At 39.4% G+C, this 22,820-nt stretch carries 26 protein-coding genes; 18 read left to right on the forward strand and 8 right to left on the reverse strand.

From position 1 onward, the window contains the following. Nucleotides 1–2: 2 nt before the first annotated feature. From rlmN to A0739_RS01985, 3 genes are read left to right on the forward strand one after another with little or no spacing between them, the layout of a single operon-like run. A complete protein-coding gene (gene rlmN, locus A0739_RS01975) occupies nt 3–1,088 on the forward strand; it encodes a dual-specificity RNA methyltransferase RlmN (protein WP_061586885.1) in 1,086 nt (361 codons plus the stop codon). Between the two features lies 1 nt (nt 1,089). Next, nucleotides 1,090–1,569, forward strand: coding sequence for a VanZ family protein (locus A0739_RS01980; RefSeq protein ID WP_000197258.1), 480 nt, complete (start codon nt 1,090–1,092; stop codon nt 1,567–1,569). A 1-nt stretch (nt 1,570) separates the two neighbouring features. Further along, entirely contained in the window at nt 1,571–3,112 is a 1,542-nt protein-coding gene (locus A0739_RS01985) for an ABC-F family ATP-binding cassette domain-containing protein (protein ID WP_061586886.1), read from the forward strand. A 42-nt stretch (nt 3,113–3,154) separates the two neighbouring features. Here the strand turns inward: A0739_RS01985 and A0739_RS01990 are convergent, their stop codons facing one another. Both A0739_RS01990 and A0739_RS01995 read right to left on the reverse strand, forming a co-directional pair. Then, nucleotides 3,155–3,394 (reverse strand): zinc-ribbon domain-containing protein, encoded by a 240-nt coding sequence (locus tag A0739_RS01990; protein WP_082243780.1) that lies wholly within the window; start codon nt 3,392–3,394, stop codon nt 3,155–3,157. Nucleotides 3,395–3,421: 27 nt separating this feature from the next. After that, nucleotides 3,422–4,228, reverse strand: coding sequence for a peptidylprolyl isomerase (locus A0739_RS01995; RefSeq protein WP_061586887.1), 807 nt, complete (start codon nt 4,226–4,228; stop codon nt 3,422–3,424). 216 nt (nt 4,229–4,444) lie between these two features. On the opposite strand from A0739_RS01995, the gene rpsP reads away from it, so the two are divergent. From rpsP to A0739_RS02040, 9 genes are all read left to right on the forward strand, one after another. Next, nucleotides 4,445–4,717, forward strand: a complete 273-nt coding sequence (rpsP, locus tag A0739_RS02000; RefSeq protein WP_049520696.1) for a 30S ribosomal protein S16 — start codon at nt 4,445–4,447, stop codon at nt 4,715–4,717. A 19-nt stretch (nt 4,718–4,736) separates the two neighbouring features. Next, a complete protein-coding gene (gene kphA / locus A0739_RS02005; RefSeq protein ID WP_000379617.1) occupies nt 4,737–4,976 on the forward strand; it encodes an RNA-binding protein KphA in 240 nt (79 codons plus the stop codon). A gap of 78 nt (nt 4,977–5,054) precedes the next feature. After that, nucleotides 5,055–6,827, forward strand: a complete 1,773-nt coding sequence (locus A0739_RS02010; protein ID WP_061586888.1) for a hypothetical protein — start codon at nt 5,055–5,057, stop codon at nt 6,825–6,827. 140 nt (nt 6,828–6,967) lie between these two features. Then, nucleotides 6,968–7,519 (forward strand): putative immunity protein, encoded by a 552-nt coding sequence (locus tag A0739_RS02015; protein ID WP_061586889.1) that lies wholly within the window; start codon nt 6,968–6,970, stop codon nt 7,517–7,519. A 128-nt stretch (nt 7,520–7,647) separates the two neighbouring features. Then, nucleotides 7,648–8,550: a DMT family transporter gene (locus tag A0739_RS02020; RefSeq protein WP_061586890.1), complete on the forward strand. Its 903-nt coding sequence runs from the start codon at nt 7,648–7,650 to the stop codon at nt 8,548–8,550. A 149-nt stretch (nt 8,551–8,699) separates the two neighbouring features. Continuing rightward, nucleotides 8,700–9,557 (forward strand): alpha/beta fold hydrolase, encoded by an 858-nt coding sequence (locus tag A0739_RS02025; RefSeq protein WP_061586891.1) that lies wholly within the window; start codon nt 8,700–8,702, stop codon nt 9,555–9,557. 75 nt (nt 9,558–9,632) lie between these two features. Continuing rightward, a complete protein-coding gene (gene rimM, locus A0739_RS02030; RefSeq protein WP_061586892.1) occupies nt 9,633–10,151 on the forward strand; it encodes a ribosome maturation factor RimM in 519 nt (172 codons plus the stop codon). Then, entirely contained in the window at nt 10,141–10,860 is a 720-nt protein-coding gene (trmD, locus tag A0739_RS02035; RefSeq protein WP_061586893.1) for a tRNA (guanosine(37)-N1)-methyltransferase TrmD, read from the forward strand. Before rimM ends, trmD begins: the two co-directional genes overlap by 11 nt. 11 nt (nt 10,861–10,871) lie before the next feature. Continuing rightward, nucleotides 10,872–11,210: an ATP cone domain-containing protein gene (locus tag A0739_RS02040; protein WP_001196045.1), complete on the forward strand. Its 339-nt coding sequence runs from the start codon at nt 10,872–10,874 to the stop codon at nt 11,208–11,210. A 27-nt stretch (nt 11,211–11,237) separates the two neighbouring features. On the opposite strand, the gene A0739_RS02045 is transcribed toward A0739_RS02040, so the two are convergent. After that, nucleotides 11,238–11,558: a eukaryotic translation initiation factor 4 gamma gene (locus tag A0739_RS02045; protein ID WP_033629575.1), complete on the reverse strand. Its 321-nt coding sequence runs from the start codon at nt 11,556–11,558 to the stop codon at nt 11,238–11,240. Between the two features lie 103 nt (nt 11,559–11,661). Between A0739_RS02045 and A0739_RS02050 the strand changes: the two genes are divergently transcribed. Further along, on the forward strand, nt 11,662–11,880 hold the full coding sequence (locus A0739_RS02050) for a YdbC family protein (RefSeq protein ID WP_000807419.1): 219 nt from the start codon (nt 11,662–11,664) through the stop codon (nt 11,878–11,880). Between the two features lie 33 nt (nt 11,881–11,913). Here A0739_RS02050 and A0739_RS02055 read toward each other — a convergent pair whose 3' ends face one another. The 3 genes from A0739_RS02055 to gor all read right to left on the reverse strand — a co-directional run bounded on the left by A0739_RS02055 (nt 11,914) and on the right by gor (nt 14,890). Next, nucleotides 11,914–12,471 carry a TetR/AcrR family transcriptional regulator gene (locus A0739_RS02055; protein ID WP_061586894.1) on the reverse strand — a complete coding sequence of 186 codons (558 nt, stop codon included), beginning with the start codon at nt 12,469–12,471 and terminating at the stop codon, nt 11,914–11,916. Between the two features lie 392 nt (nt 12,472–12,863). Further along, nucleotides 12,864–13,400 (reverse strand): biotin transporter BioY, encoded by a 537-nt coding sequence (locus tag A0739_RS02060; protein ID WP_000709010.1) that lies wholly within the window; start codon nt 13,398–13,400, stop codon nt 12,864–12,866. A 143-nt stretch (nt 13,401–13,543) separates the two neighbouring features. Next, nucleotides 13,544–14,890 (reverse strand): glutathione-disulfide reductase, encoded by a 1,347-nt coding sequence (gene gor / locus A0739_RS02065; RefSeq protein WP_061586895.1) that lies wholly within the window; start codon nt 14,888–14,890, stop codon nt 13,544–13,546. 266 nt (nt 14,891–15,156) lie between these two features. Between gor and A0739_RS02070 the strand changes: the two genes are divergently transcribed. The 5 genes from A0739_RS02070 to A0739_RS02090 all read left to right on the forward strand — a co-directional run bounded on the left by A0739_RS02070 (nt 15,157) and on the right by A0739_RS02090 (nt 21,753). Next, nucleotides 15,157–16,341, forward strand: coding sequence for an efflux RND transporter periplasmic adaptor subunit (locus A0739_RS02070; RefSeq protein ID WP_061586896.1), 1,185 nt, complete (start codon nt 15,157–15,159; stop codon nt 16,339–16,341). Beyond that, nucleotides 16,325–17,023, forward strand: a complete 699-nt coding sequence (locus A0739_RS02075) for an ABC transporter ATP-binding protein (protein WP_061586897.1) — start codon at nt 16,325–16,327, stop codon at nt 17,021–17,023. Before A0739_RS02070 ends, A0739_RS02075 begins: the two co-directional genes overlap by 17 nt. Before the next feature lies 1 nt (nt 17,024). Then, complete coding sequence (locus tag A0739_RS02080) at nt 17,025–18,284, forward strand: ABC transporter permease (RefSeq protein WP_001180398.1); 1,260 nt, start codon at nt 17,025–17,027, stop codon at nt 18,282–18,284. A 136-nt stretch (nt 18,285–18,420) separates the two neighbouring features. Beyond that, a complete protein-coding gene (gene metG, locus A0739_RS02085) occupies nt 18,421–20,418 on the forward strand; it encodes a methionine--tRNA ligase (protein ID WP_061586898.1) in 1,998 nt (665 codons plus the stop codon). A gap of 84 nt (nt 20,419–20,502) precedes the next feature. Next, entirely contained in the window at nt 20,503–21,753 is a 1,251-nt protein-coding gene (locus A0739_RS02090) for a DUF6287 domain-containing protein (protein ID WP_061586899.1), read from the forward strand. A 178-nt stretch (nt 21,754–21,931) separates the two neighbouring features. Here the strand turns inward: A0739_RS02090 and A0739_RS02095 are convergent, their stop codons facing one another. Together A0739_RS02095 and rpsT are read right to left on the reverse strand one after the other, a co-directional pair. Continuing rightward, nucleotides 21,932–22,465, reverse strand: a complete 534-nt coding sequence (locus tag A0739_RS02095; RefSeq protein WP_061586900.1) for a DNA topology modulation protein — start codon at nt 22,463–22,465, stop codon at nt 21,932–21,934. Nucleotides 22,466–22,517: 52 nt separating this feature from the next. Further along, entirely contained in the window at nt 22,518–22,754 is a 237-nt protein-coding gene (gene rpsT, locus A0739_RS02100; RefSeq protein ID WP_001274000.1) for a 30S ribosomal protein S20, read from the reverse strand. Nucleotides 22,755–22,820: the final 66 nt, after the last annotated feature.

The following is a 22,820-nucleotide window of genomic DNA, read 5'->3' on the forward strand; positions in this document are numbered from 1 at the left end:
AGATGAAACCGTCTATTTATAGTTTAACACGTCAAACCATGCAGGAATGGGTATTGGAGCAGGGAGAAAAGAAATTCCGTGCAGATCAAATCTGGGAATGGCTCTATCGTAAACGTGTGCAGTCATTTGAAGAAATGACCAATCTTTCAAAAGATTTGATTGCTAAGCTCAATGACCAGTTTGTGGTCAATCCCTTGAAACAACGGATTGTACAAGAGTCAACTGACGGTACTGTTAAGTATCTTTTCGAGTTGCCAGATGGCATGTTGATTGAGACAGTGCTCATGCGTCAACACTACGGTTTGTCAGTCTGTGTGACCACTCAGGTTGGCTGTAATATTGGTTGTACCTTCTGTGCGTCAGGCTTGATTAAAAAGCAACGTGATCTTAATAACGGGGAAATCGTAGCGCAGATTATGCTGGTTCAGAAATACTTTGATGAGCGTGGTCAGGACGAACGTGTCAGCCATATCGTTGTCATGGGAATTGGTGAACCATTTGATAACTACAACAATGTTTTGAATTTTGTCCGTACCATCAATGATGACAAGGGGATGGCTATCGGTGCTCGTCACATCACGGTTTCAACCTCAGGTTTGGCCCATAAAATTCGTGACTTTGCTAATGAAGGCGTACAGGTCAATCTGGCTGTTTCCCTTCACGCACCCAATAATGAATTGCGCTCAAGCATCATGAAGATTAACCGTGCCTTTCCGATTGAAAAGCTCTTTGCAGCTATTGAGTACTATATCGAAACAACCAATCGCCGTGTGACCTTTGAATATATCATGCTCAATGAAGTCAACGATGGTGTTGAACAAGCCTTGGAGTTGGCTGAATTGCTCAAAAATATCAAGAAATTGTCATACGTCAACTTGATTCCCTATAACCCAGTTAGTGAACATGACCAATATAGCCGTAGTCCCAAAGAGCGCGTGATGGCCTTCTACGATACCCTCAAGAAAAAAGGGGTCAACTGTGTTGTCCGTCAAGAGCATGGTACAGATATTGATGCAGCTTGTGGACAATTACGCTCCAATACAATGAAACGTGATCGCCAGAAGGCAGTCGCAGCGGTAAATCCATAAAATGACTAGAAAAAGCGAATTAATTTTAAGATTGGGAGTGGCTGTTTACGGCCTATGCATTGTCTGTTTTTGCTTTACTCCCCAGCCTCAACTTCCTACAGGAGTGGAAACTCCAGGTATTCAAACTTTTGGACGCCTGGTTTTTCTTTTAACTCCCTTAAACTCCCTTTGGAATCTGGGTGAAGTGACCAGTTTGGGACAAGTCCTTTGGATCTTTTTGCAGAACATTTTGAATGTCTTCTTGCTTTTCCCACTGGTCTTTCAACTGATCTATCTCTGTCCAAATTTACGACAAACGAAAAAAATCATCCTTCTCAGTTTTCTACTGAGTCTAGGAATTGAGTGCACGCAACTAGTTTTAGATTTTTTATTCGACTTTAATCGGGTCTTTGAGATTGATGATTTGTGGACCAATACCCTGGGAGGCTATCTGGCTTGGGTTCTCTATAAAGGACTGCATAAAAATAAGATAAGGAATTAGAATGAGTATTTTAGAAGTTAAAAATTTAAGTCACGGTTTTGGTGACCGTGCAATTTTTGAAGATGTGTCCTTCCGTCTCCTAAAGGGAGAGCACATCGGTCTTGTCGGTGCCAATGGTGAAGGAAAATCAACCTTTATGAGTATCGTGACTGGTAAGATGTTACCAGATGAAGGGAAGGTGGAGTGGTCCAAATACGTGACTGCTGGCTATCTGGATCAGCACGCTGTGCTAAAGGAAGGTCAAACCGTGCGTGATGTCTTGCGTACAGCCTTTGATGAGCTATTTAAAGCAGAAGCTCGTATCAATGACCTCTATATGGAAATGGCAGAAGACGGGGCGGATATTGATGCGCTGATGGAAGAAGTAGGAGAGCTCCAAGACCGTTTGGAGAGTCGAGATTTCTATACTTTGGATGCTAAGATTGATGAAGTAGCGCGTGCTCTCGGTGTCATGGACTATGGCATGGATACAGATGTAACCTCTTTGTCAGGTGGACAAAGAACCAAGGTGCTTTTGGCTAAACTCCTCCTTGAAAAACCAGATATTTTGTTGCTTGACGAGCCAACCAACTACTTGGATGCTGAACACATTGACTGGCTCAAGCGTTATCTTCAAAACTATGAGAATGCCTTTGTCCTTATTTCGCATGATATTCCTTTCCTCAACGACGTAATCAATATCGTCTATCATGTTGAAAATCAACAGTTAACGCGTTACTCTGGTGACTACTACCAGTTCCAAGAAGTCTATGCTATGAAGAAATCTCAGTTGGAAGCAGCCTATGAACGTCAGCAGAAAGAGATAGCGGACCTCAAGGACTTTGTCGCTCGAAACAAAGCGCGTGTTGCAACGCGTAATATGGCCATGTCCCGTCAAAAGAAACTCGACAAGATGGATATCATTGAACTCCAAAGCGAGAAACCAAAGCCATCCTTTGATTTCAAACCAGCTCGTACACCTGGGCGCTTTATCTTCCAAGCCAAGGACTTGCAGATTGGTTATGACCGTCCTCTTACCAAGCCCTTAAATCTCACTTTTGAACGCAATCAAAAGGTTGCTATTATCGGTGCAAATGGTATTGGGAAAACAACTCTCTTGAAGTCTCTCTTGGGTATTATCCCACCAATCGCTGGAGAAGTCGAACGAGGTGACTACCTAGAACTTGGTTACTTTGAACAGGAAGTAGAAGGAGGCAATCGTCAAACACCACTAGAGGCCGTCTGGAATGCCTTTCCTGCCCTTAACCAAGCAGAGGTCCGTGCAGCCCTTGCTCGTTGTGGTTTGACAACCAAGCACATCGAAAGTCAGATTCAGGTCTTGTCAGGTGGGGAACAGGCCAAGGTGCGTTTCTGTCTCTTGATGAACCGTGAAAACAACGTCTTAGTGCTGGACGAGCCGACCAACCACTTGGATGTAGATGCCAAGGAAGAACTCAAGCGGGCGCTTAAAGAATACAAAGGAAGCATTCTTATGGTTTGCCACGAACCAGACTTTTATGAAGGCTGGATGGACCAAATCTGGGACTTTAACAAGCTAACTTAAAGCCGCTAAAAAGGCCAAGTCGAAATGACTTGGCTTTTTTGACTAGTAATTTAAATAGTTTTCAACTTCAGATTTCTCAATTTCTTTACCATAGTGGCAAATCGGACAAGAAACGAAGTAACTTTCACCATAAGGAAAAAGTGGAATCCAGTAGAGGGTGAACTTGCGTCCAGTTTCTACAATTTCCCAAGTGTCAACATTGTTACAGTGACCACATTCGATCGCTGTTTGCGTATGTCCCAAATCTTTCTGATAACCTTTAGAACCCCAAAATAAAATCATGTCATCGTCCCCTTATCTGTTGATGGCTTATTTTTTACTGAAGTCGTAGTCTTTCACCACTTCGATACTATCAATGGTGATAGCGGTAGTTGGTTTATCTTTTTCATCTTTTTCAGCCTTGGCAATCTTGTCGACAACATCCATGCCCTCGATGACTTGACCAAAGACAGGGTGTTTGCCGTCTAGACTTGGATTTCCACCCTCTTTATAGGCTTCGATGATTTTCTTTGGATACTTGCTAGTAGGGAGTTTAGCTGAAATATCTGTCGAGTTTTGGTTGATGAAGAATTGGCTACCGTTGGTATTTGGTTGACCAGTGTTAGCCATAGCAAGTGCTCCTCGGATATTGTATAGGTAAGGAGAGATTTCATTTTTAAAACCAGTTCCCTTGTCCTTTGTTTTATCCTTATCATGCCAGATAGATTGGCCACCTGTACCATCTCCCTTAGGATCTCCAGTTTGGACCATAAATCCATCAATGACACGGTGGAAGGTGATGCCGTTATAGTAGCCTTCTTTAGCGTGAGTAAGGAAGTTTTCAACCGCGAGTGGTGCTAGTTTTGGAAAGAGTTTGATGCGGATATCGCCTTGATTTGTATGTAAAATGACCTCGGCTTCATCTTCGGCAACTTCTTTAGAAAGTTGAGGGAAGTTGGCATTGTCATTGGTCAATGCGTCATTCAAATCTTTGGCAGCCTGAGCAGCTGCTTTTGAGCTTTCTTCAGCTGAGATGCTGGAGTCGACATATTCATCACCACGGAGACCGCGTTGGATACTAGTACATCCAGCAAGGGCTACCGTTGATAGTAAAAGAAGGGTTGCTAGTTTTTTCATTGTTAACCTCTCAAAAATTCATTTCTACCATTGTACCTTAAAAGGAGTTTGATTTCAAATGTAAAAGATTTTACTAAAAATTTCTAGTAGTAAAAAAATTAAAACTCTGTCAAGTTTTTTTCTTGACACCTGTCAGAAATCTGCTATAATAGAACATGTGCTAAATAGCTCAGCTATTTCACCGAAATAAAAAATAAGAAAAGAGACATTAAAAAAATGGCAGTTAAAATCCGTTTGACTCGTATGGGTTCTAAGAAAAAACCTTTCTACCGTATCAACGTAGCAGACTCACGTTCACCACGTGATGGACGTTTCATCGAAACAGTTGGGACTTACAACCCACTTGTTGCTGAAAACCAAGTAACTTTGAAAGAAGACCGCATTCTTGCATGGTTGGCTGATGGAGCTCAACCTTCAGATACAGTTCGCAACATCCTTTCAAAAGAAGGCGTATTGAAAAAATTCCACGATTCTAAATTCTCAAAATAAGTTTAAAGTAGGTTGACAGATGGATACGATTGAAAATCTCATTATTGCGATTGTGAAACCTTTGATTTCACAACCTGATGCCTTAACTATCAAGATTGAAGACACACCAGAGTTTTTGGAGTATCACTTGGATCTTGACCAAAGCGATGTCGGTCGTGTTATCGGTCGTAAGGGTCGCACTATCTCAGCGATAAGAACGATTGTCTACTCTGTCCCAACTGAAGACAAAAAAGTAAGAATCGTTATCGATGAAAAATAAAAAAGCGGGACTGAAGTCTCGCTTTTTTTGCAAGGAGCAGGATATGTTTTCTTGTTATTTTATGGTTTGGAAAAATTTATGAAATATTGGAATACAAATAAATATAAAAACAAAATTAATACTGTTGAATTTTATAAACATTTATATGATGCTCAAGATGCCAATGACTACATTAAATTGTTGAAATTATCTGGGGTTTTTACAAGTGGAAATTCTAGTAATGGTACTAAACTTATAGCTAAATATATTTTAGTGAAGAAATTTTATATATTGAATGAACAGATTGTAAATAAATTTCTATTTGAGATTTCAATCTTGAATCAACTTTATGAGATGATTCAGATTGAAAAAAAATCTCTTTTAGATAGCAAAAAGAAAAATATTCTACAATCATCATTATACTACGCACAAGCATACTATGAATTTTTTAAGAATGGTAACAACAGGCTTACAGATTTAAGTGATGGAATTGAAGAAATTTGGTTAAGATTAGGAGATGTTTTAAAAGATTCACTTCGAAAAAAGACAGTCTTTAAATGGGAAAAAGGCGCTAGTTTAACTCAGTCAGAAATTGAAAATATTTTTTCTATTTTTAGTCGCTTAAATATTTTTAGTTTAGTAATTGACTTATGGACATACAGTGACATTGAATTTAAGATTTATGATAACGAAATTCATATTAAAGAGATAGGTGATTTTAGTATAAAACGATTATATGCTTTAGCAACTTATTTAGATTTAAAAGATTTTAGAGCTCTTTTGGCTAGAAAACCCAATCTTGATTTTGATACTAAATTAGAAAAATTTGATGAAAAACGAAGTTTATATAAATTATTAGAGAAGCAGGTTAAAGAATATTTTTATACTAAAAATTTTGAAGAAGAATATGATGGTATTAAACTAAGACAGTGGATGGATGCTTATTGGCTTTTATACGAATTATGCTTCGAATCCGATGAAAGAATTGTAGTAATTTCAAAGAACAAATTAAGAGAGCTATTTTTTGATAAAGGGCTGCCAGAATACTTGCTTAAGCAACTGATTTTTAAAACTTCTTCTAGAGATTTATATGATAGTCCACTTATAGAGTTTGAAGAAGTTTATGTTCTACTATCTAGTTTGGTTTTGTATACAGATTTTTCAAGAACAATTTTATCTGTTATATCAAAAAACCAACAAAGTAAAGAGACTGGAATAAATCAAAAAGGAAGAAATTTTGAAATTCATATTAACAGCTTAGCAAAAAAACAATTTTCTAAACAGTCTGGTGGGATAAAACGGAATATTGATGGGGAGACATATGAAATTGACGGAATATTTTTTAAAGATGAGACATTAGTTATTCTAGAAGCTAAAACACAAAATCAACCAACTAATATCATTGAGTTCTATAAGAATCAAGTTGAGTTAAGTAATTACATAGAAAAATTTAAAAGAAATTCTAAATATTTTACTGAAAATGAGAAAAAAATAATTGCAAAAAAACTTGGGATATATAGTAGTGATATAAAAAGAGTGATAAATATGTTTGTGTCCAATGTTAGTCAGTATAATTCAAAACAAGATGAAGTATATATTATTGATGAGATTGATTTTTCTAATTTTATGAATAGGAGAACTCCTAAGATTCATATTAGTGAAAAAGGTAATATACACTCTATAGATATATTGCCTCAATTGTATTCTGGTGAGGCAACTGTTGAACAATTATTAAATCTTTTACAATCAAATCATAAAAGAGAATTGATTACGCAAAGAATAAAATATAGAAATATACAGTGTAACATAGGTGATAAAAAGATCTCATTAAGTTTTAAGATATTAGAAGATATCAATGATACTATTTTGTAGTTTCGATAAAATTATCTAATTATGTCAAATGTGGAAGGATTTTTGGATAACTTCCAAGAGAACTAGGAGTAATCTCTTTTCACTAATATGAAAGGTTCCTCCTAGCTTACGCTAGCTAGTAAGAAAGAATAGAGAAAGCAATGAAACCAGAGGATTATGCATGGAATGAGTTTGAACGAACTACCTATAAGACTAAAATGAATCACCTACCCAGTCCTTACAAAGTTGCCATTTGGGATGACTCTGAGAAAAGATTGGAGCTAGAACAAATACTGGATAGACTTCCTCAGAAAGAACTAGCTCGATGGGCATTAGAGAACTCGCAAGATTTCTTATCTTTAATTGATATCGGTGATGAAGGTGAGAAAAATAAAATAATTCGGCAAACTTATGAGGCTTTTGATGCACGATTGAGAAATGAGTTCTCACCTCATGAGTTGAGAAAAGCAGGTTTTGCAGCAAATCTCCTCTCTAAAAATGCCCAAAATCAAATCGCTAAGTACGCTGCCAGAGTCTTTGTACAAGCTATTTCAACAGCCCATATGAGAGGACACGCCATCGTTTCCGCGGATTATGCTATCAAAGTAAGGAATCTCCAAGAGGCAGACAAGCTAGAACTTGTAAGAAAAGAACGAGAAAAGCAGATCAGACTGGCTGAATCCTTTTTAGCTAATGTAATAGATAAACGGTGAAAGAAGGAATAAAATACCAATCCTAGAAATAGCATCTAGGATTTTACTATGCTAAAATGGAAAGACAGTCTCAAAATTTCTAGTTGATTTATCTTGAGAATAGCTACTTTTAAAGGGAGTAACAATCTATGAACGAGAAAACAAAAGCATACCTAGCGGCCTTATCCTTTTCAGCCATCATTGGTTTTTCTTTTTTATTTACAAAGATTGCTTTAGGCTATGCCAGTCCTCTCACCAACTTAGCGCATCGCTATACAATCGCTGCTCTGGTATTGGTCATCCTTCATCAAACAAAACTTATCAATGTGAGTTTAAGCAGAAAAGATATTCTTTCTATTCTGCCTATGAGTCTTTTCTATCCAATCCTCTTTTTTATTTTCCAATCCTTTGCTTTACAGTATATATCGTCTTCTGAAGCGGGAATTTTACAAGCGCTTGTCCCGATTTTTACTCTCCTTTTGGCATCGGTCTTTCTCAAGGAGAAGACAAGTTTGCTGCAAAAGTTCTTTTTAATTTTATCCGTAGCAGGAGTAGTTTTCATCTTCCTTAGTAAAGGAGCAAACTTTAGCACTGAAACTGCTAGCTTGGACTTTCTCTTGATGTTGGGATCTGTTCTTGCCAATGCGATAAACAATATTCTCAGCAAGGCTAAAGGAGGTCGCTATCGGGCCATGGATATGACAGCTGTTGTTATATTTGTTGGCTTCGTCACCTTTAATACGCTGAGTCTGACCTCTCACTATCTAGAGGGGAACATATTAGCTTACTTTGCGCCGTTTGGACAGCTGCCCTATCTGCTTTCCATACTCTATTTGGGAATTTTAGCATCTATCGTGACTGGTAGTCTTTCTATCTATGCTATCGTTCGCCTCGGCGCATCAACCGTCAGTGTCTTTGGCAATCTTGGAACAGTTTTGACCATTCTAGCTGGGGCTCTTATCCTCCACGAACCAATTTATAGTTACCATGTGATAGGAGCTGCTCTGATTATTGCTGGAATTTTAGGCATGAATCTGATGAGAAAAAAGTAAAGATTGCTTAGCAGTCTTTTTCTTTATCTAAATGATGCAGAAAATTCAAAATTTTTAATGAAACTAAGTTTAGAAAACCATGATTTTAATATAACATGATAAAATAGATACAAAGAATGATATCAGGATAAAGAGGAGCGAATGTAGAAATGAAGCAAAATGATATAGCTGAAGCTATTGCTTTTTATAATAGAGAATCTGAGGTGTTGGAACGTCACCTTATAGCGGTCGTAGATTGTGATTTGGTTGTTTATCATCGTCCTGGAAGCGCACGCAAAGGGCATATTATTTTTTATCATGGAGCTTGTGGACGCAGTCAGATGTGGGCTCACCAGTATGATGCTTTTGATGGATTTGACCTTTACTTTGTAAATGTTAGAGGGCAGGGTGAATCACCTATGAAAGTTGGGCTACCCGACTTGGAAGGCGCTATTCAAGATGTAGATGCCATTTTGTCCTATTTTAAGCTGGATAAGGTGATATTGGTTGGTCATTCTTGGGGAGGAAATCCACTTCAAGAGTATACCTATCGCCATCCAGAAAGAGTCCTAGCCTTGGTCATGGTAGATAGTTGGGGACAGCATCGATACCTATCAGAGAAAGAAAGAGGTCGAATCAAATATAGTTCTCTTATGTACAAAACGATTCCTTGGAAGGTGATTGCTGATAAAAACTCAAAAATGTGTACTGATAACCCTATCACAAGAGAATTGGTCAAGACAGCCATTATAGAAACTGGGCGAGATGTTTTCTTGAACCTTGGAATCACAGGGTTCTTGGCAGTCCATGAGATAGAAGGATATAAAGGAAATCCTCCCATGCTATTAGTAAGAGGGGAAAACGATTTTCCCAAACACCTAAAAATAATCTATGATGGTATTATTGCCTTAAATCCCAATGCGCGTCAAGTAACGATTTCAGATAGCAAACACCAACCGATGAATGACCATTCTAAAGAGTTTAATCAGATAGTTGGTGAATTTTTTGAAGAAGTAGTAGCCTTGTAAGATAGGACCTATCCAACTTGTGAAAATCCCTGGAACGTGATAAAATAAAGGATAGAAATAGATACAGGAGACAAGATGAACTACTTTAATGTTGGGAAAATCGTTAATACGCAGGGTTTACAGGGTGAGATGCGAGTCTTGTCTGTGACGGATTTTGCCGAGGAACGATTTAAAAAGGGAGCAGAGCTGGCTTTATTTGATGAAAACGATCAGTTTGTCCAAACAGTGACCATCGCAAGTCACCGCAAGCATAAGAACTTTGACATTATCAAATTCAAAGACATGTACCATATCAATGCGATTGAAAAGTACAAGGGTTATAGTCTCAAGGTCGCTGAGGAAGATTTGAATGATTTAGATGATGGTGAATTCTACTATCACGAGATTATTGGTTTGGATGTTTACGAGGGAGATAACTTGATAGGAACCGTCAAGGAAATCCTACAACCGGGAGCCAATGATGTCTGGGTGGTAAAGCGAAAAGGTAAGCGAGATTTGCTTTTACCTTACATTCCGCCAGTAGTTCTCAATGTTGATATTCCAAACAAGCGGGTCGAAGTGGAAATCTTAGAAGGACTAGACGATGAAGATTGATATTTTAACCCTCTTTCCAGAGATGTTTTCTCCGCTGGAACACTCGATCGTTGGGAAGGCTCGAGAAAAAGGGCTCTTGGATATCCAGTACCATAATTTCAGAGAATACGCTGAAAAAGCCCGTCATGTTGACGATGAGCCCTACGGAGGCGGTCAAGGAATGTTGCTCCGTGCCCAACCTATTTTCGATGCCTTTGATGCTATTGAAAAGAAAAATCCCCGTGTCATTCTTCTTGATCCTGCTGGAAAACAGTTCGATCAAGCTTACGCTGAGGATTTGGCTCAGGAAGAGGAACTGATCTTTATCTGTGGTCACTATGAAGGGTATGACGAGCGCATCAAGACCTTGGTAACCGATGAAATTTCCCTAGGAGACTATGTTTTGACTGGTGGTGAATTGGCGGCCATGACCATGATTGATGCGACCGTGCGCTTGATACCAGAAGTGATTGGTAAGGAGTCCAGTCACCAGGATGATAGCTTTTCTTCAGGTCTTCTCGAATATCCTCAGTATACACGCCCTTATGACTATCGAGGCATGGTCGTTCCAGATGTGCTCATGAGTGGACATCATGAGAAGATTCGCCAGTGGCGACTTTACGAAAGTCTAAAGAAAACTTACCAGCGCAGACCTGACTTGCTAGAAAACTATCAACTGACAGCCGAAAAAGAAAAGATGCTGGCTGAAATCAAAGAAAACAAAGAATAAAGGAGAACCTTATGCAAGTAATCAAACGTAATGGAGAAATTGCTGAATTTGATCCAGATAAAATTTACCAAGCTGTCCTAAAAGCAGCTCAAACAGTTTATGTTTTGACTGATGACTTACGTCAAAACTTAGCTCAAGTTACTAAAAAAGTCGTTTTGGACTTGGAAGAAGCAAAAGTAGAACGTGCTACTATCAGCATGATCCAATCAATGGTTGAGCACCGCTTACTTGGAGCTGGTTACATCACAATTGCAGAACACTATATCTCTTATCGTTTGCAACGCGATTTGGAGAGAAGTGGTTATGGCGACCATATCGCCGTTCACCTTCATTTTGAACAAATCCGTTAAGAAAAAGAGTGGGATGCAAAGAACATCTCACTCTTTCTTAAATAGGCTTTTCTGAGCTTTTTGTACAGTTGAGGGAACGAAACGAAGTCGTTTAATATCACTGATACGAATGATTCGGGTCACGTTTTTTGAAAAATTTTTGACGATGATTTGTTGGCGGTTAGCATCGTGTTTGACAATATCACCCGTAAAACTTGTCTCAGCAAGTATGACATGAATAGCCGACTTTTTCTGGATGGCTTGTTCAATCATAGCAGTGAGGGAGTTGTCCTCGATTTGAGGATGATCATCATTCCCATTGAGAAAACCATGTAGTTTATCTAGAACTAGTTTGAATGTCTGTCTCATAGAATCCTCCCTTCTTATATATCCACATTATATAAAATTTTCTTAAAAACCACAAGATTTTTACGAATAGACTATAGAAAGCATATCACATAAAGGAGTTAAAATGGCAGAATTTACATTTGAAATCGAAGAACACTTGCTCACCTTGTCTGAAAATGACAAAGGATGGACAAAAGAACTAAATAGAGTTAGCTTTAATGGAGCACCCGCAAAGTTTGATATTCGTTCTTGGAGCCCAGACCATACTAAAATGGGCAAAGGAATCACGCTTTCCAATGAAGAATTTCAGGTAATGGTCGATGCCTTTAAAGGGGGACAATAAAAAGAATCTTGAGTATAACTCAAGATTCTTTTTTTAGGACACAATATAGTCACAGAGAGAAGTCTTAGCCAATTGAATGAAAGTCTCTCTATACTCTTCAGGTGGCATTGGATTATCTTTACGAATCCAGACTTCAATAAAAGAGATGGCCATGGTCGTAATGATATAAGCGATGTCCTCTTTATTAAAATTATATTTCAGTTGGTAATTGACATTCTTTAGTACCCACTCTGAGTATGTTCCACGCAGAAATTCCTTCCAACATGGGTCGGCTTGTGTGGTATACAAGGTGTTAATAACTTCCCTTTTTTCGTATATGAGAGGAAGTATATGGTCTGCTAAAAAGCTGATAGGATCTCCATCATTGCTAGGGCAGTACTTATTAAAGACGTTAAAAATGTGTTGATTGGTCTCTTCGTGAATGTATTCGATAATATCTTCAAAGTTGTTAAAATGCTTTTGATAAATCGCTTGTCGTGAAATACCAGCTTCAGCAGCAATTTCAGTCATTGTAAAGGAACTACGCTGAGGATTTTTCTTAGCTAGTGTGATGAGAGCTCTAATGATTAGCTCACGAGTATTCTTTGCCATAGAATTACCTTTCTACTTATAATTATTTACAGTTATTTTTGAATGAAGAAAAATCAGAATGTTCAAGTTAATATAAACAATCAATGAACATTAAATTTTCTGAATCTTTTAGGTAGCTCTATTGTATCACAAATAATTTATAAAATATAGCTCAATCATTGAAAATGCGTTTTCTGAAAAGTATACAATTGCTAAGAATCCAAAATCAATGGAAGCTTATTTGGTTTGAATCAATTAGAATACTTTTCTACTTTGCATATCGTGAATAGCTGTAATTTGAAGAATAAAACGATTAATATTCATACCGGTATAAGAATAGTCAAGTAGCTAAATAGTGTACAGTTGATTCTTAGAAAGGAAATAGTCCAGAACAATTGTTCTGGACTATTTTTTTATCTTGAAAAATATGGAAGACTTTTTAATCGTTCGAGTAGGGGACGACTAATGAAACTAATGGCAATAATCTTACCAAGATCAGGGAGGATAAAGGGAAGGACACCGACAGCTAGTGCCTTATCAAATGGCATCCCGGCAAGGAAGTGGAGGCTGAGAATACCTCCGACAAAGACGAGGGAGTCACCCAAGAGGTTGGCTAGGAAAATGCGAATGTAGCCACTTTTTTGATGGATGAGATAAGATGTAAGTCCAGCATAGACAAGGTCGAACCAAAGATAGCCTGCACTTGGGCCGACTAAAACGTGAAATCCAGCTCCTCCCCCTGCAAAAACAGGTAAACCAATGGCACCCAGCAAGAGATAGAGAGCTACAGATAGAACAGCTTCTCTGGGTCTAAAAACAGTAGCAATCAGACCAATCGCAAAGTTTTGCAAAGTGAAAGGTACAGGACCGATAGGGAGACTGATTTGTGCCAATACAGCGATGAGAGCAGCACCGATAGCAGGGATAGCATAGATATGAGCTTTTTTCAAAACTGTTAACCTCTTTTCAAAATTATAGTAACTATTATACTAATTTAGAAAGAAAAGTCAACCTATTTATGAAATCAAGGTAACAATTTTGTAACGGCCGATTTTACAAGTAAAAAGAGACCACATGTGGTCTCTTGCGATAATTAGCGCATGGTCACAAATTCTTCTGAAGCGGTTGGGTGGATAGCTACTGTAGCATCAAAGTCTGCCTTGGTTGCTCCCATCTTAATAGCAACAGCGAATCCTTGAATCATCTCATCCACTCCGTAACCAAGTCCGTGAAGTCCAACAACTTTTTCGTCTGCACCGGCAGTGATGAGTTTGAAGCGAGACTCTTGACGATGGCTTGTAACGGCAGAGTACATAGATGCAAAGCTTGACTTGTAGACTTTGATGTTATCTTGGCCGTATTCTTTGATGGCTTGATCCTCAGTTAAACCAACCGTTCCGATTGCTGGATGGGAGAAGACAACAGTAGGGATAGTCGTGTAGTCCATCTTGGCATTTGTTTTCCCGTTGAAGAGGCGTTCAGATAGGGTACGTCCTGCCTTGATGGCTACCGGGGTCAGTTCCTTCTCACCAGTAACATCTCCAAGAGCATAGATGCCATCTACAACTGTATTTTGGTATTCATCTACTTGGATAAATCCACGTTGGTTGAGTGTGACGCCAGCCTTTTCTATCTCCAGACCGTCTACATTTGGACGGCGACCGGTAGCCCAGATAACTTGGCTGGCAGTGTGACTAGAACCGTCTTCGAAATGAATGGTAATACCTTGCTCCGTTTCTTCGAGCTTGACGGGTACCTTATGTGTGTGCAAAGGTAGACCTGTTTTTTCCATTTCATTGACAAGTCCTTCAACGATATAGCTGTCAAAACCACGCAAGGGACGATCACGACGGACAAACAAATCCGTTTTTACTCCTAGTGCGCGGAGAACACCTGCTAATTCAACCGCGATATAACCAGCTCCAAGAATCGCAACGGAGTCAGGAAGTTGCTCCCAAGCAAAGACATCGTCTGAGCTACCACCGAGTTCAGCTCCAGGGATAGTTGGGATGCTTGGACGAGCGCCAGTCGCAATCACGATATGCTTGGCACGAATCAATTCACCATTAACGCTGACGGTATGGGAATCAACGAAATGAGCACGACCTTCAATCAAATCAACACCGTTGCGCTTGAAACTTCCATCATAAGACGAGCGGGCACGATCGATGTAGGCTTCACGATTTTGACGAAGTTTTGCGAAATCAAATTGAACATCTGAACTTGTAAAACCATAGTCAGGGCCGTAGTGGTGGAAGCTTTCAGCGATTTGCGCTCCATACCACATGATTTTTTTAGGAACACAGCCGACATTGACGCAGGTTCCACCTAATTTTTTCTCTTCGATAACAGCAGCTTTAGCACCGTGTTCACCAGCTCGGTTCATAGTGGAAATACCGCCGCTTCCTCCACCGATGGCGATGATATCATATTCTCTCATATAAAACTCCTTATAGCTTTGATAGTCATATTCTATCGTTTTTATTTTTTGAATGCAAAAATCTGCTACGGTAAAAAAATTATAAAAACGCTTGCCAAATTCAAAAAGATATTGTATTATATATCTAGCACAATAATCCAATAAACGAATACCGAACGAAATAATGATCCTGAATTGTCATTGTTTCCATCTGAACTGTCATTGTTTGGGCTTGGTATTTCTGATATAATGGTTTTTGTAAGGCAAAAGAATAAAGGAGCTTAAAAATGAAAAGAAATAAAAAGGCAAAAAAATGGCAATTATACACAGCGATTGGTGTTGCCAGTGCTATTGTTATCGGTGCTGCGGGGATTTTGATTTTTAGACAACCTTCCCAGTCAGCAGTCAAGGAGGAAACCTCTCATATCGTTACTGCTAAGGAAGGTTCCGTTGCTTCATCGGTTCTCTTGTCAGGTACGGTTACAGCAAAAAATGAACAATACGTTTATTTTGATGCTAGTAAGGGAGATTTAGATGAAATTCTCGTTTCGGTTGGGGACAAGGTCGAAGAAGGGCAAGCTTTGGTCAAATACAGCAGTGCAGATGCTCAAGCTGCCTATGATGCGGCTGATCGTGCAGTTGCAAAGGCAGACCGTCATATCGAGGAGTTAAACAAGGCTCGTGAAAATGCATCAGCTACACCAGCTTCTCCACAGGTTCCAACAGAAGCTGGACTCCCAGAACAAGCGCAAGCAGCAACTTCTTCCGTATCCTCTATTGATTCTCAAATAAGTGATGCCAAGGATAACCGTGCAGATGCTGTGGCTCAGCTCAACAAGGCTCAAGCACAGCTAGATGCCGCAACTGTCCTCAGTACACTTGAAGGGACTGTAGTTGAAGTTAATCGTAATGTTTCCAAATCACCAACGGGTAACAGCCAAGTGGTAGTTCATGTTGTAAGTAATGAAAACTTGCAGGTCAAAGGGGAGTTGTCTGAATACAACCTTGCTAACCTTTCTGTAGGCCAAGAAGTTACCTTTACTTCGAAGGTTTACCAAGATAAGAGCTGGACAGGAAAAATCAGCTATATTTCTGATTATCCTAAAAACAATGGAGAAGCAGCAAATGCAGCCCTTGGAGGAAATACTGGATCTAAGTACCCTTATACTGTTGATGTGACTAGCGATATCGGTGAGTTGAAACAAGGCTTCTCTGTCAGTGTGGAAGTCAAAAACAAGAGTAAGGCCATCCTTGTTCCTTTGACAAGTGTTGTTACCGAAAATGACAAAAACTATGTCTGGATCGTTGACGACCAGAAAAAAGCGAAGAAGGTAGAAGTTACTTTGGGGAATGCGGACGCAGACAACCAAGAAATTACTTCAGGTTTGACAGACGGTGCCAAGGTCATCAGTAATCCAACATCTTCCTTGGAAGAAGGAAAAGAGGTGAAGGCTGATGAAGAAACTAATTAGTCTCAAAAATATCTGTAGAAGTTATCGAAATGGTGACCAAGAACTGCAGGTCCTTAAAAATATCAGTCTAGAAGTTCATGAAGGTGAGTTTGTTGCCATTATGGGACCATCTGGTTCTGGTAAGTCTACCTTGATGAATACCATCGGAATGTTGGATACACCAACCAGTGGAGAGTACTACCTTGAAGGTAAAGAAGTTGCAGGTCTGGGAGAGAAACAACTGGCCAAGGTCCGCAACCAGCAAATCGGCTTTGTCTTTCAGCAGTTCTTTCTCTTGTCTAAGCTCAATGCGCTTCAAAACGTCGAATTGCCCTTGATTTACGCTGGAGTTTCGGCTTCTAAACGTCGGAAATTGGCTGAGGAATTTCTGGAAAAGGTTGAGCTGACGGAGCGCAGTCATCATTTGCCTTCCGAGTTATCAGGTGGTCAAAAGCAACGTGTAGCGATTGCCCGTGCATTGGTAAATAATCCTTCTATCATCCTAGCAGACGAACCTACAGGAGCCTTGGATACCAAGACGGGAAATCAAATCATGCAGCTGTTGGTGGAGTTAAACAAGGAAGGGAAAACCATTATCATGGTCACGCATGAGCCTGAGATTGCTGCCTATGCCAAACGCCAAATTGTCATTCGTGATGGTGTTATCTCATCAGACAGTGCCCTAGAAAAGGAGGAAAACTAAGATGCAGAATCTGAAATTTGCCTTTTCATCCATCATGGCTCACAAGATGCGTTCCTTCCTCACCATGATTGGGATTATCATCGGAGTTTCGTCTGTCGTTGTCATCATGGCTCTTGGCGACTCTATGTCTCGTCAGGTCAATAAAAACATGACCAAATCGCAGAAGGATATCCATGTATTTTTCTCTCCTATCAAGAGCAAGGATGGCTCCTTTACTCAGCGTCAGTCAGCTTTGACAGTCAGCGGGAAAGAAGAGGATGTTCATGTTGAACCACCAAAACCACTAGAATCTTGGGTCAAGGAGGCTGCCAAACTCAAAGGAGTAGACAGTTACTATGTCACCAACTCGACCAACGTTACCTTATCTTATAAGGATAAGAAGGTTGAACGAGCGAATCTGACAGGCGGAAATAGCACCTACATGAACGCAGTTGAAAATGAAATCGTTGCGGGTAGAAGTCTAAGACCGCAAGACTACAAGGAATTTGCCAGTGTGATTTTGCTGGACGAAGAACTAGCCAAGAGTTTGTTTGATAGTCCCGAAGCTGCGGTTAATCAAATCATCTCTGTTAATGAATTTAGTTACCGTGTGATTGGCGTTTATACTAGCAATGAAGCTAAAACTGCTAAAGCCTTTGGGATTGGTGGTCTTCCAATTACGACTAATATCTCTCTCGCAGCCAATTTTAATACTGATGAAATCTCGAATATCGTCTTTCGTGTCAATGATACTAGTCTAACGCAGACCTTGGGACCAGAGTTGGCTCGAAAACTGACCGAGATTGCTGGTCTTCAGCAAGGAGAGTACCAAGTTGCGGACGCAACTGCCGCCTTCCAAGAAGTACAACAACTCTTTGGTTTTATGACCACCATTATCAGTGCCATCGCAGGAATCTCTCTCTTTGTCGGGGGAACCGGTGTTATGAATATCATGCTGGTTTCGGTGACAGAACGCACGCGTGAGATTGGTTTGCGGAAAGCGCTCGGAGCTACTCGGGCTAATATCTTGGTACAGTTTTTGATTGAATCCATGATCTTAACCTTGCTAGGTGGTGTCATCGGCCTTGGGATTGCTGCTGGAATGACCATGTTAGCTGGAGTATTGCTTCAAAACATGATTGCAGGTATTGAAGTTGGGGTTTCCCTCCCAATCGCTCTCTTTAGCTTAGCTGTGTCAGCCAGCGTTGGGATGATCTTCGGAGTCTTGCCGGCCAATAAAGCCTCTAAGCTCGATCCAATCGAAGCCCTTCGTTATGAATAAGATATAGAACAGAAAAAACGAGATGGACGCTTGTCTATCTTGTTTTTTGTGTGGATTTTCCTATCGAAAATCACTAAAAATATGATATAATGAAGTGATAGAAAAACAGGTTTCATTTGCCTGGAAAGGAAAAATCATGTCTGAAAAGAATTTTTATATTACAACACCGATTTACTATCCATCTGGTAAACTTCATATCGGTTCTGCCTACACAACCATCGCTTGTGATGTCCTAGCTCGCTACAAACGCCTCATGGGCTACGATGTCTTTTATCTGACAGGTCTTGACGAGCATGGTCAGAAAATCCAGCAAAAAGCGGAAGAAGCTGGCATCACGCCGCAAGCCTATGTTGACGGCATGGCAGTTGGTGTCAAAGAACTCTGGAAATTACTCGATATCTCATACGATAAATTTATCCGTACGACGGATGACTACCATGAAAAAGTAGTGGCTCAGGTCTTTGAACGCTTGCTTGCTCAAGATGATATCTACTTGGGTGAATACTCTGGCTGGTATTCAGTATCAGATGAGGAATTCTTTACAGAAAGCCAGCTTGCGGAAGTTTTCCGTGATGAAGCTGGAAATGTGACGGGCGGTATCGCTCCATCAGGTCACGAAGTGGAGTGGGTTTCAGAAGAGTCTTATTTCCTTCGCCTCAGCAAATACCAAGACCGTTTGGTCGAATTTTTCAAATCTCATCCTGACTTTATCACTCCAGATGGCCGTCTCAATGAAATGTTGAAAAACTTCATTGAGCCAGGTTTAGAAGATTTGGCGGTTTCTCGTACAACCTTTACCTGGGGTGTGCCAGTCCCATCAAATCCAAAACACGTTGTCTATGTTTGGATTGATGCCCTTCTTAACTATGCGACTGCTCTTGGTTACGGGCAAGACGATCATGCTAACTACGACAAGTTCTGGAATGGAACGGTCTTCCACATGGTAGGGAAAGACATCCTTCGTTTCCACTCAATCTACTGGCCAATCCTTCTCATGATGTTGGATATCAAATTGCCTGACCGCTTGATTGCCCACGGTTGGTTCGTCATGAAAGACGGCAAGATGTCTAAGTCTAAGGGGAATGTCGTTTACCCTGAAATGCTAGTAGAACGTTATGGACTGGATCCACTTCGTTACTACCTCATGCGTAGTCTTCCGGTTGGTTCAGACGGAACCTTCACTCCTGAAGACTACGTCGGCCGTATCAACTATGAATTAGCAAATGACCTTGGAAACCTCCTTAACCGTACAGTTTCCATGATTAACAAGTATTTTGATGGGAAAATCCCTGCCTATGTAGAGGGTGTGACTGAATTTGATAATGCTCTTGCCCAAGTAGCAGAGCAATCTATCTCTGACTACCATACTCACATGGAAGCAGTTGACTACCCACGTGCTTTAGAAGCAGTCTGGACCCTTATCTCTCGCACTAACAAATACATCGATGAGACAGCTCCATGGGTCTTGGCTAAGGATGAAGCACTTCGTGACCAATTGGCAAGTGTTATGAGTCACTTAGCAGCTAGCCTTCGCGTTGTAGCTCACATGATTGAACCATTTATGATGGAAACCAGTCGTGCAGTTTTGACTCAACTTGGTTTAGCAGAAGTTTCTAGTCTTGAAAACTTGAGTTTGGCAGATTTCCCTGCAGGTGTGACTGTTGTTGCCAAAGGAACACCAATCTTCCCACGTCTCGACATGGAAGAAGAGATTGCCTATATCAAGGAACAAATGGAAGGCAATAAACCAGCCGTCGAAAAAGAATGGAATCCAGATGAAGTTGAACTCAAACTCAACAAGGATGAAATCAAGTTTGAAGACTTTGATAAGGTCGAAATCCGTGTCGCAGAAGTCAAAGAAGTTTCTAAAGTAGAAGGTTCTGATAAGTTGCTTCAATTCCGCCTAGATGCTGGTGATGGTGAAGATCGTCAAATCCTCTCAGGAATAGCTAAATACTATCCAAACGAACAAGAATTGATCGGTAAGAAAGTCCAAATCGTTGCCAACCTCAAACCACGTAAGATGATGAAGAAATATGTCAGTCAAGGAATGATCCTTTCAGCTGAACACGATGGACAATTAACCCTTCTCACAGTTGATCCAGCTGTACCAAACGGAAGTGTGATTGGGTAAAATCTATAGATAAAAACAGTTTTCTATTTTTCGTATAGAAAAACTGTTTTTTTACTAAAATAAATAATATTTTGGAGATTGGGAATGAAGAAAAATGCTATTCTTTATTTAGGAGTTGTTTTACTACTTGCTATTTTTCTTTTGTTTTCTTTATTTATAAATCGTAAAGAAAGTAAACATCAAGAAGTGCAATCAACTACTACTGAAGTCATAAAATCAGATTTTGAGGATATTTCAGGTGATTATATTTCTTCTACAGGTGAGAAAGCTACTGTTGCTAAAAATAATCAAAATTGGAGAATCTCATATAATACAGACGAAGGTAATGTATTTGGAGACTTTTCTACGGATTGGAAGAAAGATGGCAACAATAGGTCTTCTGTTACAGAATTTAATAAATCAGATGGAAATAAGGATTTTAAAATCTCTATTTTAGTTAATAATGTAGATGATTCATCTAACATTTTAACGGTAATTACCTTATCAGACGGAAATAAGAATCATGAAATGATATTTGCTAGTAGGACTGATTATTTTAAAAATAGTAAGGATAATATTCTTCAAGGAGATTTAAGCGCTTTTGAAGGGACATATTCTAATGACTATTTAGAAAAAGCAATAGCGGAATCAAACTTTACTTTGTATGGGTACAGTCCTGAAGATTATTTTGAAGATAAAACTTCAGTCTTCCCCAAAATATCCAAACAAGAGGGAAATTGGCTGTTTTGGAGTGGTTCTACACATGCTCAATTCAAGCTAGATAAAAGTAAAAAACCGAAGAAAAATAATGGTTATTATGAAGTCTATTTTGTAGGGGATAATAAAAATGCAATTATTGGGCAAGAATTAGTGCTAACATTTATTCCTGCTAATGAAACTGGACCAGATAATGAGAAAATTCAAGAAAATAGAATTCTTTATGGAAAAAGTTATCTTAGACCATATAAAGTGGGTTGGTGGGAAATATACCAAAAAAATACAATTTCAGAAGTAGACTTAGATATTGAAGCGATTGAAAATGGAGATATTTCAACACTTGTTGGAAAATGGAGGAATGGTCGCGGTAAGGAATTGATAATTAATTCTGATGGAACAACTGGGGATGGAAATAGGATTAAAGTAATAAAAGATTCATCTAAGAAGAGCAGTGTTCCATATGTTAGTTTACAAAGTGGTCATACGAGTGCTGCTATTGGATTGTTTAAAATAGGTTTTAAAAATCCAATGGGTGATCAATCAGATAGCTCACGGCCGCGATTAATTATTACTCAATCAGCTGGAAATTATGATGAAGATTTTTATTATTATAGAGTAGAGGCAAGTGTTTCTCATTAGTAGGTGAAATGTTCAGTAATCAGATAGCATTTGGGCTTTTTTTCGAGTTTAATAGTTTTATGAAATACTTATTCTGATGTACCCCTCTCGGCTGAACATGAAGGCAAATTAACTCTTCTCACAGTTGATCCAGCTGTACCAAATGGAAGTGTAATTGGCTAAAAGTAAAAAACCAACGTTAGGTACGTTGGTTTTTCTTGTTATGTGGGATATTTTCTAAGAAGTGGTCTATCACCTTTTGAGACCGGAGGACAATTACTTTATCTGGATAGGTTTCTTGAACCCGTTGATAACGTTCTTTGGCATTCTTTGTACGCCCATCCCAGAGAATCCATCTGATAAAGTCCCAGTCAAAGCGTTCAGGACAGCCTGCAGCCATACTTTCTCTGACCTTGCCTCGGTATGTGAGATACCGTTTAAAGGCTCGAAAGAGACAAGTCCAAGGTGAAAAATTGAGAAAGATGATTTGGTCAGCTTCTTGCATTCTTTCCTCATAATAGCACCAAGAGTAGTTGCCATCGATGACCCAAGCTTCATGCTTTGTGAGAAAGTTTTTCATCTCGCCTAACATCCATTCGCGGTCACTGTCTTGCCAACCAGGTTGAAATTGGAGTGTATCCATATGCAGTTTGGGTATGGAGTAGTAGTTAGATAACTTTTCTGCTAGAGTTGACTTACCAGCTCCAGAATATCCTATGATTGCGATTTTCATTTTCTTCCTTTTCTGATCAGAGGACAAAAAAACAGCCTCTATGGACTGTTTCTTATTTAGCAAGTTTAGCTGAAAGACGAGCTTTATCGCGGCTTGCTTTGTTTTTATGAATCAAACCTTTAGTTTCTGCTTTGTCGATAGCTGAGCTAGCAGCACGGAAAAGTTCTTCAGAAGGGTTTGCTTCAAAAGCTTTGATAGCAGTACGCATAGCTGATTTTTGAGCTGAGTTTTTTTCGTTTTGTTTAACGTTCAATTCAGCGCGTTTGATAGCTGATTTAATGTTTGCCAATGTTCTTACCTCCATATTTACTAACTATACTATTATATCTGAAAACTTATGTTTTGACAAGGGGAA

Origin of the sequence: Streptococcus oralis, from assembly GCF_001588645.1 — a bacterium.
In the GTDB taxonomy this organism is placed as follows: Bacteria; Bacillota; Bacilli; order Lactobacillales; family Streptococcaceae; genus Streptococcus; species Streptococcus oralis_AB.

What these genes read in the sequence shown, in the direction of transcription:
- rlmN (WP_061586885.1), top strand. Translation starts at nt 3, where the DNA reads ATGAAACCGTCTATTTATAGTTTAACACGTCAAACCATGCAGGAATGG.
- A0739_RS01980 (WP_000197258.1), top strand. Translation starts at nt 1,090, where the DNA reads ATGACTAGAAAAAGCGAATTAATTTTAAGATTGGGAGTGGCTGTTTAC.
- A0739_RS01985 (WP_061586886.1), top strand. Translation starts at nt 1,571, where the DNA reads ATGAGTATTTTAGAAGTTAAAAATTTAAGTCACGGTTTTGGTGACCGT.
- A0739_RS01990 (WP_082243780.1), bottom strand. Translation starts at nt 3,394, where the DNA reads ATGATTTTATTTTGGGGTTCTAAAGGTTATCAGAAAGATTTGGGACAT.
- A0739_RS01995 (WP_061586887.1), bottom strand. Translation starts at nt 4,228, where the DNA reads ATGAAAAAACTAGCAACCCTTCTTTTACTATCAACGGTAGCCCTTGCT.
- rpsP (WP_049520696.1), top strand. Translation starts at nt 4,445, where the DNA reads ATGGCAGTTAAAATCCGTTTGACTCGTATGGGTTCTAAGAAAAAACCT.
- kphA (WP_000379617.1), top strand. Translation starts at nt 4,737, where the DNA reads ATGGATACGATTGAAAATCTCATTATTGCGATTGTGAAACCTTTGATT.
- A0739_RS02010 (WP_061586888.1), top strand. Translation starts at nt 5,055, where the DNA reads ATGAAATATTGGAATACAAATAAATATAAAAACAAAATTAATACTGTT.
- A0739_RS02015 (WP_061586889.1), top strand. Translation starts at nt 6,968, where the DNA reads ATGAAACCAGAGGATTATGCATGGAATGAGTTTGAACGAACTACCTAT.
- A0739_RS02020 (WP_061586890.1), top strand. Translation starts at nt 7,648, where the DNA reads ATGAACGAGAAAACAAAAGCATACCTAGCGGCCTTATCCTTTTCAGCC.
- A0739_RS02025 (WP_061586891.1), top strand. Translation starts at nt 8,700, where the DNA reads ATGAAGCAAAATGATATAGCTGAAGCTATTGCTTTTTATAATAGAGAA.
- rimM (WP_061586892.1), top strand. Translation starts at nt 9,633, where the DNA reads ATGAACTACTTTAATGTTGGGAAAATCGTTAATACGCAGGGTTTACAG.
- trmD (WP_061586893.1), top strand. Translation starts at nt 10,141, where the DNA reads ATGAAGATTGATATTTTAACCCTCTTTCCAGAGATGTTTTCTCCGCTG.
- A0739_RS02040 (WP_001196045.1), top strand. Translation starts at nt 10,872, where the DNA reads ATGCAAGTAATCAAACGTAATGGAGAAATTGCTGAATTTGATCCAGAT.
- A0739_RS02045 (WP_033629575.1), bottom strand. Translation starts at nt 11,558, where the DNA reads ATGAGACAGACATTCAAACTAGTTCTAGATAAACTACATGGTTTTCTC.
- A0739_RS02050 (WP_000807419.1), top strand. Translation starts at nt 11,662, where the DNA reads ATGGCAGAATTTACATTTGAAATCGAAGAACACTTGCTCACCTTGTCT.
- A0739_RS02055 (WP_061586894.1), bottom strand. Translation starts at nt 12,471, where the DNA reads ATGGCAAAGAATACTCGTGAGCTAATCATTAGAGCTCTCATCACACTA.
- gor (WP_061586895.1), bottom strand. Translation starts at nt 14,890, where the DNA reads ATGAGAGAATATGATATCATCGCCATCGGTGGAGGAAGCGGCGGTATT.
- A0739_RS02070 (WP_061586896.1), top strand. Translation starts at nt 15,157, where the DNA reads ATGAAAAGAAATAAAAAGGCAAAAAAATGGCAATTATACACAGCGATT.
- A0739_RS02075 (WP_061586897.1), top strand. Translation starts at nt 16,325, where the DNA reads ATGAAGAAACTAATTAGTCTCAAAAATATCTGTAGAAGTTATCGAAAT.
- A0739_RS02080 (WP_001180398.1), top strand. Translation starts at nt 17,025, where the DNA reads ATGCAGAATCTGAAATTTGCCTTTTCATCCATCATGGCTCACAAGATG.
- metG (WP_061586898.1), top strand. Translation starts at nt 18,421, where the DNA reads ATGTCTGAAAAGAATTTTTATATTACAACACCGATTTACTATCCATCT.
- A0739_RS02090 (WP_061586899.1), top strand. Translation starts at nt 20,503, where the DNA reads ATGAAGAAAAATGCTATTCTTTATTTAGGAGTTGTTTTACTACTTGCT.
- A0739_RS02095 (WP_061586900.1), bottom strand. Translation starts at nt 22,465, where the DNA reads ATGAAAATCGCAATCATAGGATATTCTGGAGCTGGTAAGTCAACTCTA.